Below are 12,583 nucleotides of genomic sequence, written 5' to 3'. Positions count from 1 at the left end.
AAAGGTGTCTTAGCTATTTTTATGTGTTCTTTTAGACTTAAATGTAAAAACTTTCTTCACCATATCAACCATTTTTCGAACAGGAGTCATGTAACGCCAAATACGGCTTTGTTTAATCCAGGAATACCGCTTTTCAAGATACCTTTGCTCCCGCATGACATCTTTATACTTGGACTTTATTTCTTTAAGTTCAGTTTCTTTCTTATTTAAGCTATCAATTAGCTCTTTATTCCTGATGCACTTGACTTTCAGTTCCTCCTGGAGTTGACTAAGCTGTTCCTGGGCCATCTTTTGCACTTGTGCAGTGAGTTCCCTGTTCCGCTCGCGCTCGTTGGCCAGTTCACCTTCAAGCATAAAAATCTTGCCGGACATTCTATCCCACTCAGGGTGTGCCTTGACCAGGGCACCCGCCCTTTCGATAACCCCGGGTATTTCACTGAGCAAATTATCATTCAGTAAAACCTTTTGCTCCTTCGTAGCACCGGGAGCAGCGCCCAGTGTATCAAGCCCCTGTATCCATATACCTTCCTCAATGTATATGGATGTATCAAAAGTATGGGATATAAATTTATATCCAACTTGTTTCATATAACTATAAATTTCACTATTCTCCAGCCCCTTCGTTTGTACAGAGTAATCCTCCACCAATACGACTTGCGGGCGAAATCTTTGCCAGTCATTGGACTGTAGAACTTCAATATCCAGCCCTTCCGCATCTACATCTAATAGGTCGATCACTTTTTCATCTGGAACGTGTTCTGCAAGAATATCCGCCAGGGGTCGCACATGAATTCTTTCCTGGCCGGTAACTTCCACGTCGCCTTTGGCATATTGACGCTGCAGGTTTGCTTCCGAGAAGGTATTTCGCGCGGGCTTATCAAACTTCCAATAAACGGCTTCATCCGCCGAAAACCCTACCGCCGTGTGCAGGTTAACATCACCGGGACGCTCCTGTTCAAATAAAGCAATTGCTTCAGCGGAGGCATCAATGTTGATACCGTTCCAGCCCCAAAAGCGGTGCAGTACATATGTATTGGAGTATTTTCGGGGATGATACGCCCCAACGTCCACATAAAACCCACCCTTTTTCTTCTTAAATAACCTGAGTAATGTTACATCCTCCGCGGACTGGCCAAAGTGAAAATTCACTCCTTCAGCAGCGGCAACAGCCAGATATGCCCCGGGTGTAAGCTGGCGACCAAACATCCGGAAATGCTGTTCAACCGTTGCCATAGCACTGGGAACCTCGGGTTTATGCGCCACGCTTGGATTCGGCATGGCGAGAAACATATCCGCCCGGGCCTTTAAACCATCAACAACTGGTACCATCGAGGTATCGTTACGCATGGCCGGCACCCTGGCCGCCGCAAGTTGTTTTCCGTTCAGTAAAAATGCGTTTTCAAACTTGAACATGGTTACCTCCGCCGGGAGTTATTGGATTTCCATTGGCGATTTTTTACTTGTTTCTCTTGTTTTTTTAATTTTTTTGCATTCTCTCTGTATCTTTTTACTGCTTCTTTAGCATCTCCATCAAATTTTACTTGACCTTTCTCTAGCCATATAGCTCTTGTGCAAACTTTTTCCACAAAACCCATACTGTGCGTTACCACCATAACCGCTCTGGATGCCGAAATCATTTCTTGAATACGCCCGCTAGCCTTCTCATAAAAGGACAAATCTCCGGCAGATAATGCTTCATCGATAATAAACACATCAGGTTCAACCATGGTCGCTATACTGAACCCCAGCTTTGAGCGCATACCGCTGGAATAATACTTTACCGGGGTATCAATAAATTTTTCCAACCCGGCAAATTTTACAATATCGTCGTAAAGCATGGTAATCCTTTTTTTGGGAAGGCCCAGCATCAACCCGTTTAGATATATATTATCGCCGCCCGACAACTGTTTGTTGAAACCGGCCCCAAAACTCAACAAAGCGGCTACCTGACCGTTTATCTCAACACTCCCCTCGTCTGCTTTATTAATTTTGCACAAAACTTTGCACAAAGTAGATTTTCCTGCACCGTTATGGCCGATTATACCTACAACCTCTCCTCTTTTTACAGTAAAGCTTATATTTTTCAAGGCCCAGAAATCTTCTTTTTTATTTAACCTGTACTTGTAACCTATACCCGAAACTTTGATAATAGTTTCTTTACCAATTTTTCTTTCTGTTTCTTTTAAACTAACAATACTTTTCTTTTTCTTAGGCGGCGTAGCAGCTAATATATATTGTTCCGCAACTTTCCCGGGATCTCCAAATGCCTTTACTGTTCCGTCTTTTATCCACATGGCTTTGGTGCAGTTATTTTTGATAAAATCTATTTCATGCGATACAATAAGCACCATTTTGGCGTTGTTAACTATCTGCCTCATTTTTCTTGCAGCGCGCTCTTTAAAACTAAGATCACCCGTACTTAGCGCTTCATCCAATACCAGTATTTCCGGTTCCAACATGGAGGCTATGCTAAAGCCAAGCCTGGCCTTCATACCCTTTGAATAATACTTTATCGGGTAATCAATGAACTTACCAAGGTCTGCAAAATCAACTATCTCAGGATAAAGCCTGTCTATTTCCTTTTTTGAAAAGCCAAGCATCATACCATTCAAATATATATTCTCTTTCCCGGAGAGCTCCTTGTTGAAACCCGTACCCAGGGAAAGCAACGCGGATATTTCGCCCTTTACATCTATGTAACCGGTATCAGGCCTGAACAGTTTGGAAACAACTCTGCAAAGGGTTGTTTTTCCCGCTCCGTTGGAACCAATAATACCGATAATTTCCCCTTTAAAAGCTTTAAAGTTTATACATTTTAAAGCCCAAAATTCACTTTCTTTTTTTGTAACACCCAATAAAAAATCATACACCAGTGATTTAGTATCTTCCCTCTTTCTATTGGTTGAGAATTTCAAACCCACATTATGTGCATCTATTAACGGCTGATCTTTCGTAAATTCCAACAACAGAGTAACACCTCTCAACAACTCTGGCTTTGAGGATTATAAAACTTTAATTATCTTGTGTTCATTACGGCTGTAAAAGTAAAGCATAAATACAATGGATATTAAGGATACAAGTCCAATAATAAAGAGATGCAGGAATTCGGGGTTGCTATTATACATAAAAATATTACGGTAGCTCGATAAAAAAGCCGTTACTGGATTTATAGATAATATCCAACTATATTCTTCCGGAAGCCTGCCAGCCTCCCAAATAACGGGTGAGGAGTAAAACCAAACACGAATAAAATGACCCAATACGTTTTCTATATCTCTAATAAAAACGCTAACATAGCCAAGTACCAGAGAGATGGCAAGCAAAAACAACTGTTGGATAAGCATAACAAACGGTAGCCACAAAATTTCCGCCCCGGGAACAATTTTAAAGAATAACAAAAATATGGCCACTACCACAAGACCAAAGGAAAAATTGATTAATTGGGTCATACTAGAGCATAAGGGAAATATTATTTTGGGAAGATATACCTGAGTTATAATTCCTGATTGATTGGTTATTGATTTTGATGATGAATTGACAGTGGAACTCAACCAGCGCCAGGCGACCATTCCTATAACCAGAAAAGCACCATAATTTTCGCCGCCTCTGCCCAGCACTATGACAACCAGGAAATAATATACCAATACCCCTAAAAGAGGGTCCAGCAACCACCAAAAATAACCTAAAAAACTGTTCCTGTGCTGGGCTTTGAGGCCAGAGATAACTAAATATATTAAAAGATCTTTTCTTCTAATTAATCCCCTTAGATATTGTTTCATTGCTTAATACAGATTTCTCCCTTCCTTACCTCTTACCAAAAAGGCCCACATAACCACAGCCGGTGGATAGTTACGCGCAATTTAATATCATCCTTTACTATTCATAGTGTTCTTGTCATGTATTTATACCTGAAGCGAACAGGAGGAAAGGAAATAATTAATGGTTAGATGCCAGGGTTATTGAAATTGTAAAAAACTTCGATGCCAATAAAAAGCCCATCGGGGCTATCTGTCACGGACCACAAGTTCTATTGGCTGACGGGGTAATTCGGCAGGGAGTGTTTACTGCCTACCCTGCATGTAAGCCCGATATTTTGTGTGCAGGTGGTACATGGGGGGAAGTTAATGAAACCTTCAGTAACGTTTATGTGAACGGTCACATTGTCACTGCTCCTGCCTGGCCTGCTCATCCTTCTTTTATTCAGGCCTTTGTAAAACTTCTTGGTGCAGAAATTAAAATATAAACCTGTAAGTTTCAGGTAAGGCTGAAGCCTGTATTTTTAATAAAATATAAGTGGTACATCTGTAGAGGGATAATACCTTTAGGTCTAACCAGGAAATCATCCGGCAGATTTTCTACATCGCTTAAAACGGTATGGCTCAAGTTCTGTATTTTCGTTGTTTGTTGTTAATCTTGTGCCATACCGTCTTTGCTTCGCAAGGTGGTATGATTAAAATATGGTTAAGATTTAAGCACAATTCATTTAAAAACCAGGAACATGGGGATTACTGGGGCCGCATATACTGCATGACGGCATTCCCGGGACAGTGCCACTAGCCGGTTCAAGGCGTTTTTGCCGGCACTGCTCTTCCAGAATCCTGGCCAGCGTTTGTTGAATAACCCTTGTTTCGGGTGTTGAAAAGCGGGGATGGGCCAGGTTTGTTTGTTCCAGCGGGTCTTCAGATAAATTATACATTTCAATCTGCTCAGGTACGGGACGTGTCTTTACAGTTGTTTTACAAACAGAGGCTTTTATTTCATCCAGCACATTCTCAGGGCCATCCAACGGCCGGGTAACCTCGTCATTGACTCCGGGATTGCTCCAAAATTGGGGGTTATCATAGTAACAGGAATACTTCCAGGTTTGTTCGCCCTTCTCGGTTTGAATGGTGGCGATAACAGTTTGAATGTGGTTCGGCTGTAACACCGAGTTGTAGGGTCGGCCTAAGGCCGATACCTGGTTTAACCCCCTGGTGACATCATCATCACTCATAAAGAAGAGCGGTTCCCCTGCACGCTCGGGCTCTCCCTCATCCAGAACAAGTGGTGAGAGATCCCGCCCAACCAGCGGGTGTACCTCATTGTGGGTGCGGCGCAGGATATCCCGGGCCTCTTCTGCATTGATTCCAGCCAGCCCTAACATGGTGGGCAGTATATCAACATGGCTGGTTAGCATGTCAATTGATTTGCGTCCGGTGAATAGCCTGGGGTTGTGTATAATAAAAGGAACATGAATTGCCTCTTCATAAGCACAGTACCACTTTTGGAACAGGCCGTGGGCACCAAGTAATTCACCATGATCAGAAACAAAAATGACCACTGTGTCCTCATAAAATGAGGATTTTTTAAGAGCTTCAAAAACCCGCAGCATTTCTTGGTCGGCGTTTTTTTGGAGTTGGTAGTAAAGCCGGCGATAGAGGTTAGTGTCAGCTAAAGGCTGAAACGCTTCCGGATAAGTATCGCGGTAACTTCTTTGAGCCCGTGGCTTGGTGTTCAAATTTTCATTGGCAGTTGGCGCCGGCGGGACGTTGGGAACCGTAGGGTCGACAGCGAAATTAAACTGCGGGTTCAATCTTGTTAAAGCGCCAAATAGGGTGATATCGTGGGGATTGACCAAAGAGCATACGATTAGCCAGGGCGGCATTTTATGGTCAGGGTTGGCCATCTTTTCGTTTTCAAGATTCTTTATTAATTTAACAACCTCATGGGAAAATACAACATCCCGGCCGCTCAGACCGTGAGCCGCTGATGAACCGGAATTGCGCGGGTTGATGCCGTGGGGTTCCGGTCCTATCCACCCGTTAAAACCAAACCTGTTCATGCGATTAGCCTGCCGGTAAATCTTTTCCCCTTCCGGGTCAGGCACTCCGGTGACAGGGTTATAGCTGGGAAAGGAATTTTTTGTTCCGGGTATCAAGATGTCTCCCTGGGAGATATGCCATTTTCCTTTGTAAAAGGTCCGGTAACCCGCGGTGCGGAAGTAATCTCCCATTGTTGGCACGGTATTGGGGTCAAGCCAGAAAACGTCCGGGTCAAAGGCACCTTTGGCAACTCCGTCGGTTTGGGTGACGCCGTGTAAAGACGGGTAATGGCCGGTGAAAAGGGTCGCCCGGCTTGGTGAACAGGCAGTTGATCCTGTATAATGGCGCATGAATTCTACACCGTTTCTTCGTAATAGCTCTTGGGTGACGAGATTTTTTTTGCGCCACTCTTTTAACTCTGAGCTTTCATAGGTTGGGGGGAATCGTTCTTCGTCAACCATAAGAAATAGGAAATTTGGCCTTTGGGGAAAGTGTGACGTGCAGGAGCATTTTTGCTGAATGTCGTTCTCCGGAATTTTTGTGTTTTCGGTTTTATCGGACAATAAAATCACCCCTGAATACTATTCTGATAAGCAGGTTGGATTACTTTTTGGTACGACCAACTTTTTAATATGCTATAAACTATGTATGTTTAGCGGGTGTTGTGACCTGTGTAAGGATATTAGGTTTATTTGATCTTAAAGAAAAAGCCATATGCATTTTTGTACATTTTACCCTCTTGGCCAGACCCGCTCGTTGAGCCGACAAAGGCCGTCGGCGTCAGCTTGGCTGCCTGGCACAAGCAATATTTCGTAGTGTCCGGCCATTTTATGGCCCCCCGACTTTCGCCAATTGGTGGGTTTCGCCAGCGTATTGCCAACTAAATAGCTTATTGCTTCAGAAGGAATATAAACGGTATATGTTGTGCCATATTCAAGGCTATTTAATAAGCCCCACCCTTTGCGAAAGGTGGGTTTATTTGACGCTTATGCATTTAATATTACCCGCCTCGCCCAGGTCCTTTATGATTGCTGTGACATCTGTCTACACCAAATACTCCACCTTTGCCCCCGGGAAGTGCCTGTCCAGCTCCCGGCGGAATAGCTCATCCATCTCCTCCAGCGTCTCCTTTGGATAAACGTACTTTCCGTAACCGAACTGCCCGAACTTAAACTTGCGTTCCTCTTCTTCCATGGGCAGGGTGGTGTCCGGGAACACCTCCAGAATGCGTTTTTTTGCCGAGGCTGTAAACCGGTGGGAAATTAATTCAAAGGTAATGTCTTGCCCCGCCGCAGGCTGTAATTCCTCCGCCAGGGAGCGGATTAATTGGGCATAGTCACTTTGCCAGCCCGGGTAAATAAAAATGGGGGCGATTAAAAAACCCAGGGGATAATTCGCTTGCGCAACCCGGCGGGCGGCGGCAATCCGGGCCCGGGCGGCCGGTGTGCCCTGCTCGTAGGATTTTATTATATGCTCGGTGTTAAGGCTGAAGCGAAATCGGGTATGACCGTTATGCCGGGCAGCCAGCAGCGTATCCACACCGGTAAACTTGGTAACGAAGCGAAACCGGGCCAGGGGCTGTTGGCCGAAAAACTCCACGGCCCGGGCCAGCGAGCCGGTATAGGGTTCCACGGGAATGGGGTCGGAAGTGGCCGCCCCCTCAAACAGGGTAATTTCCGGGGCTCTTTTTTTTATGTAATTTTCCGCCTGCTGCAGAATTTCATCAACATTTACATATACCCTTACATATGGTTTTTTGCCCAGCGTTGTGTTCAGGTAACAATACTGGCACTGGCCGGTGCAGCTGGTGCTCAGCGGCAGTTGGTAATGGGCGGAAGGTTTGCACGGTGAAAACTGCAATGTACGGCGCACGCCCACTACCAGGGTTCGTTTACCTTCCAGGTAAGCTTCCCGGGGTGTTTTGCCCGGTATGCCCGTAACCCGGTTATGGCTGCCGGTCATGGCAACAGGTATCCCATCGGACTTGAATCTTTCATACAGCTGCCGGCCCAGGGGATAATCCAGCGCCTCCTGTTCAAAAAAAACCCGTTTGGGAATAAACAAAAATATCACCCCGGTGTGAGTAAGCTTACAAACAAAGTTAGTATATCCCCATAATACGTGGTTGATTTATAATAATATAGAAGCTAAGATATAAACATAGTCTTTGGCGACCAGTTACCGGCATATAATGTTAAAAATAGAACTAACGGTATATTTATTCAGAATGTCAACGCAAAAATATCGTAAATGGGGTTAGTTAAATGGTTTTTCCATTACTTATTGTTGCAGCCATATTGGTTGTTGTGATTATTGTCGTTCTTGTGGTTGTTGTTAAAAATGAGACTGAAAAAGGGGGCCGGGATGTGATTAAAAATGTATACATATATTTGGTATTATTCGCTACTTTAATGATGACCATCGGTGGAAGTGTGGGCGCATTTATGGCAGTTGCCGATATAGTCTCACCTGTTCCTTATTATCAAACATTTGAAGAATTTAAGCGTCTTGAAACTGAAAAACCCCGCACAGATACCAGTGCGCCGGAAAGGGAGATAACCCTGTCGGAGGAAGAGTTGAGACAGCAGTATGATGCAATGGTTTTAATGGAAAAGGAGCGGCAAATAAACAGAGCCAAAAACAGCCTGATTAAAAGCTTTGGCTGGATCATAATTCCCTTGCCGGTTTTTGTATACTTTCAACGCCAGTTGGTTAATAAAGACAATTAAGAAAGCATAGAGATTCGCTCAAAACGGTATGGCTCAAGGTCTGTATTTTCCTGTTTGATCTTGTGCCATACCGTCTTTGCTTTGTAAGGTTGTATGATTGAAAAGGCGGGTAAGATTTAACACAGTTCATTTAAAAACCGGGAACGTGGGGATTACTGGGGCCGCATACACTGCATGACGGCATTCCCGGTACAGTGCCGCTAGCCGGCTCAAGGCGTTTTTGCCGGCGCTGCTCTTCCAGGATCCTGGCCAGCGTTTGTTGGATAACCCTTGTTTCGGGGGTTGAAAAGCGGGGATGGGCCAGGTTCGTTTGCTCCAGCGGGTCTTCAGATAAATTATACATTTCAATCTGCTCAGGTACGGGACGTGTCTTTACAGTTGTTTTACAAACAGAGGCTTTTATTTCATCCTGCACATTCTCAGGGCCATCCAACGGCCGGGTAACCTCGTCATTGACTCCGGGATTGCTCCAAAATTGGGGGTTATCATAGTAACAGGAATACTTCCATGTTTGTCCGCCCTTCTCGGTAGTTGGTGCTGTGACTTATGCAGCGTACCTGAGTAGGTTATAGTCTACCCGGCCGGCAACTGGGGGCCGCGGGAAGCCGAAGAACTAATTGCCCGTGACGGCGGGAAATGGTTGCATGGTTAATGTTATAGGGATTCATAGTCAAACGGGGAGGAAAATAATGTTGTCTGTAGAAAAACGTAATATTGGTGGGTGCAACCCTTAATCAGTGTTAGAGTGTTTAACCAGTAATATTTTACACAGATTGTTAACATGTAAAATATTTGCTTGCAATTCAAGGGGGGATGATTATAAAAAGTATCGTGCGATATAGCGTGTTTCATAATTGTATATTTATGAGATATTATTGCCCTTATTATTCAATATTAGTTTGGAGATGAGTTTTTTGAGAAGTTTGAAAGTTAAACTTATACTGATTATTGCCCTAACTTCGGTATTATTGCTGGGTAGTATCTCTTATATAAATTATAACAAAGCAGCAACGGTTTTAGACGAGCAATTGCGAAATATAGCTTTAATCAGTGCCGAGGATAATGCCAGGATAATAGATGAATGGCTGCAGGGTATTATCAAAGAAGCAAATGCTTTGGCTGCCAGCACGGATGTCCGGAGCAGGGACCCCCAAGCTTGCCTGCCGGTCTTGAACAGGGTTATAGAAAAACATGATGAATATGCTCTAGTTTATGTGACAGATAAAGAAGGCAACAGTATTGGGACTAACGGAATGAGTACAAATTACACCGACAGGGATTATTTCCAGGAGGCGATGCAGGGAAAACCCTGTGTTTCAAATCCATTACTGGGTAAAACCACCGGACAAATGATATTTGTTGTAGCAGTACCTATCTATAAGGAAGACCAGGCAAGCCCGGATGGTATTGTGGGCATAGTAGTTACAGTAGATTATTTACAGCAGCTTGCAGAAAATATGCGGATTAACGGTCATGGCTACGGGTTTATCCAGGGACCTGACATGACAACTATTGCTCACCCAAATGAGGAATGGATAAATACCAGGGAGATTTTAAATTCCGGGGATGAATCTTTGACTGAAGTCTTAAATCTAATGAGCCAGGGTAAGAAGGGTCATGCTATATATGTTCACCAGGGTATTAAAAAAATAATGGCCTATGCTCCGGTTAAAACTACCGGCTGGGCGGTGGCACAGACAGCTGATCTGTCTGATGTGCTGGCCCCGCTGACAGGCATTCGCAATTCCAATATGTTGGTAACGCTAATAGGATTTATTATTATGGCCTTGGTATCCATAATTATAGCTTCTTTTATAACCAATCCGTTAGTTAAACTCGGAAAAACAGCTGAGATGATCGCTCTGGGGGATTTAACACAGCAGGTAACAGTAAGTAACAGTAAAGATGAATTAGGTGTTTTAGAAGAAGCATTTAAAAAGATGGTAGACAACCTGAGGGCAATGATCGCTAGTATTCAAAGCAGTTCGGATAAACTCGCCTCATACAGCCAGGAATTGGCATCGTCCAGCGAGGAAGTAAGTGCTAATATTGAGGAGATGGCGAACACCACCAGTGATATGGCGAAAAACTCTGCCCATGAGGCTGAAGATGCTAATAAGTCAGTGGATGAATATGAACAAGTGCACCAGGCGGCGGAAGAAGGCAACAAGGCTGTTAAAAAGACTGTGGAGAGTATAAACGCAATAGCTTCAGGAGCAAAAGGTGTTGCGGCGTCCATTGAGAGTTTGGGCGCTAAATCAGGTAAAATTGGCGAAATTATTAATACCGTTACTAACATTGCAGACCAAACTAATCTTCTGGCCCTTAACGCTGCTATTGAGGCAGCACGCGCAGGGGAGTATGGTAAAGGTTTTGCCGTTGTTGCTGAGGAAGTGCGTAAATTAGCTGAACAGTCATCTGTAGCTTCGAATGAAATTGGCCAGCTTGTAAAAGATATACAGTCCGAGGTTTCCAATGTTGTTGAATTAATGAATAGCCAGCGCACCAGGGTTGGTGCTGGAGTTCAAGTGGCCGGTAATGCCGGTGCCTCTCTGGAGCAAATTATCAAAGCAGTTGAAAAAAATACATCTGTAATTCGTGCTGTCGCGGCAAGTTCTAGCCAGGCTAACGCAGGTATGCAGCAGTTAGCAGCATTGAATGAACAAATTGCATCTACCGTTCAGCAAATTTCGAGTGCAGCTCAGGAATTAGCCAACATTGCAGGTGCGTTGCAAAGCGAGGTTGCTAAATTCAAGTTAAGCGATAGACAAAGTTAAGGAAGCAATTAACCTTACAATAAGCCAAGCCCCCGGTTTTCTGCCAGGGGGCTTTAAATGTATCCGGAAAGCGGTTGAATTTATCCTCATTTAAATTGTCCATTCATCGTGAATAATACCTACCAGTAACCACTGGCCTTGATATTCCTCAAAAACCAAACGTAAACTCCGCCAATCCATTCCCTGGTATTTTTCCTCAAATCCCTCAAAATGGTATTCCACAATAATCGATTCCGGGTAAACTTCCCAGGCATTATTAATCATATTGCCTGCAAATAATTGCTCATTATAGCTGATTTGATCAGCGTTTCTATAATCATGATCGAAAATAAAACGGTCATAATAGTCCGCGGGAGTTAAATTAATTGGTTCGCCGGTTCCATCGTAACTCCCCCAACAATATTCTGAAGGGATAGAAAAGAACCCCTCAAAATCAGACGGCATGAAGATAACACTATCCTTAGTATCTACATAACTATACGGGCTGAACCGCACACCTTTTTCCGGGTGAATGAATTTCGCTAATGTTTCCATATCCTTGTTAGCAATCAGATTTATTATTTGAACAGCTTTATCTGAGATGATTTCTTCTGCTTCTTCAGGTGGAAGTATTTCATTATTCCCTGTTAAAACATTATATTCATGGTTTTGAATAATCCAATGCCCATCTCTATATTCATAAGTGATGGTTATTTTGTATTTTCCCTGCATCAAGTCTTCGTTAGTTTGAATAACTTGTACTTTCTTTTCATCAAGCTTTTTTACCTCATAGGGCTTATCCAATTGCAAAATAGCCGGACCGCCCCTGGAAAGAAGAAACAGCTCACCTTCTTCTTCGTAGATGAACTCATCAGCGTATGATAAAGCTAAATCCCTATCCATAAACTCTGACATATGCGAAACCCATTGTTCTTTGGTAGCAAAGTTTTTCACTTTTCTGGTTTCAGGTTCAACTTCTTGATAGATACCTTTTTCAAATTTACTGTTTAGTTCTTCCAGTGGAACCTCTGGAATATTCTTTGCATCCATACCTATATTACCGGTATTCCCACTACAACCTGCAAGCGCCATTGATAAGAAGATTGCTGTCAAAAAGAATAAATACTTTCTCATTACGTTCACTCCCCCATTTTCATTCAAGTGCGGCGATTTACCTGTGATACGGGCCAACTTGACCCAAACCGGTCATGGATTGTTTACGTTGTAACTCAAATAATTTTACTTTAATTTACTAGACGTATAAGCCGCCTTTTTGTTTCATTATACATGTATGCAA

At 43.5% G+C, this 12,583-nt stretch carries 10 protein-coding genes; 3 read left to right on the top strand and 7 right to left on the bottom strand.

Translation table 11 applies throughout. From position 1 onward, the window contains the following. Positions 1 to 9: 9 nt before the first annotated feature. From LX24_RS03455 to LX24_RS03445, 3 genes are read right to left on the bottom strand one after another with little or no spacing between them, the layout of a single operon-like run. Entirely contained in the window at positions 10 to 1,413 is a 1,404-nt protein-coding gene (locus tag LX24_RS03455) for an FkbM family methyltransferase (RefSeq protein ID WP_166510754.1), read from the bottom strand. Positions 1,414 to 1,415: 2 nt separating this feature from the next. Then, entirely contained in the window at positions 1,416 to 2,963 is a 1,548-nt protein-coding gene (locus LX24_RS03450; protein ID WP_243131604.1) for an ABC transporter ATP-binding protein, read from the bottom strand. 39 nt (positions 2,964 to 3,002) lie between these two features. Continuing rightward, positions 3,003 to 3,779 carry an ABC transporter permease gene (locus LX24_RS03445; RefSeq protein ID WP_166510753.1) on the bottom strand — a complete coding sequence of 259 codons (777 nt, stop codon included), beginning with the start codon at positions 3,777 to 3,779 and terminating at the stop codon, positions 3,003 to 3,005. Between the two features lie 179 nt (positions 3,780 to 3,958). Here LX24_RS03445 and LX24_RS03440 point away from each other — a divergent pair, with 179 nt between their 5' ends. Beyond that, positions 3,959 to 4,243 carry a DJ-1/PfpI family protein gene (locus LX24_RS03440; RefSeq protein WP_166510911.1) on the top strand — a complete coding sequence of 95 codons (285 nt, stop codon included), beginning with the start codon at positions 3,959 to 3,961 and terminating at the stop codon, positions 4,241 to 4,243. A gap of 240 nt (positions 4,244 to 4,483) precedes the next feature. On the opposite strand, the gene LX24_RS03435 is transcribed toward LX24_RS03440, so the two are convergent. Continuing rightward, positions 4,484 to 6,364 carry a sulfatase family protein gene (locus tag LX24_RS03435; RefSeq protein WP_243131603.1) on the bottom strand — a complete coding sequence of 627 codons (1,881 nt, stop codon included), beginning with the start codon at positions 6,362 to 6,364 and terminating at the stop codon, positions 4,484 to 4,486. A gap of 481 nt (positions 6,365 to 6,845) precedes the next feature. After that, positions 6,846 to 7,865, bottom strand: a complete 1,020-nt coding sequence (gene splB / locus LX24_RS03430; protein WP_207706516.1) for a spore photoproduct lyase — start codon at positions 7,863 to 7,865, stop codon at positions 6,846 to 6,848. 200 nt (positions 7,866 to 8,065) lie between these two features. Between splB and LX24_RS03425 the strand changes: the two genes are divergently transcribed. Further along, positions 8,066 to 8,530, top strand: coding sequence for a hypothetical protein (locus LX24_RS03425; RefSeq protein ID WP_166510751.1), 465 nt, complete (start codon positions 8,066 to 8,068; stop codon positions 8,528 to 8,530). A gap of 130 nt (positions 8,531 to 8,660) precedes the next feature. Here the strand turns inward: LX24_RS03425 and LX24_RS03420 are convergent, their stop codons facing one another. Further along, a complete protein-coding gene (locus LX24_RS03420) occupies positions 8,661 to 8,963 on the bottom strand; it encodes a hypothetical protein (RefSeq protein ID WP_166510750.1) in 303 nt (100 codons plus the stop codon). 481 nt (positions 8,964 to 9,444) lie between these two features. Between LX24_RS03420 and LX24_RS03415 the strand changes: the two genes are divergently transcribed. Continuing rightward, entirely contained in the window at positions 9,445 to 11,307 is a 1,863-nt protein-coding gene (locus LX24_RS03415) for a methyl-accepting chemotaxis protein (RefSeq protein ID WP_166510749.1), read from the top strand. A gap of 90 nt (positions 11,308 to 11,397) precedes the next feature. Here the strand turns inward: LX24_RS03415 and LX24_RS03410 are convergent, their stop codons facing one another. After that, positions 11,398 to 12,420, bottom strand: coding sequence for a hypothetical protein (locus LX24_RS03410; RefSeq protein ID WP_166510748.1), 1,023 nt, complete (start codon positions 12,418 to 12,420; stop codon positions 11,398 to 11,400). Positions 12,421 to 12,583 lie beyond the last annotated feature (163 nt).

Origin of the sequence: Desulfallas thermosapovorans DSM 6562, assembly GCF_008124625.1 — a bacterium.
Taxonomy (GTDB): Bacteria; Bacillota; Desulfotomaculia; order Desulfotomaculales; family Desulfallaceae; genus Sporotomaculum; species Sporotomaculum thermosapovorans.
The sequence above is the reverse complement of the archived record's forward strand: the minus strand, read 5'-3'. Positions and strand labels throughout refer to the sequence as shown.

Coding starts and splice junctions, on each gene's coding strand:
- LX24_RS03455 (WP_166510754.1), bottom strand. CDS start 1,413: ATGTTCAAGTTTGAAAACGCATTTTTACTGAACGGAAAACAACTTGCG.
- LX24_RS03425 (WP_166510751.1), top strand. CDS start 8,066: ATGGTTTTTCCATTACTTATTGTTGCAGCCATATTGGTTGTTGTGATT.
- LX24_RS03445 (WP_166510753.1), bottom strand. CDS start 3,779: ATGAAACAATATCTAAGGGGATTAATTAGAAGAAAAGATCTTTTAATA.
- LX24_RS03410 (WP_166510748.1), bottom strand. CDS start 12,420: ATGAGAAAGTATTTATTCTTTTTGACAGCAATCTTCTTATCAATGGCG.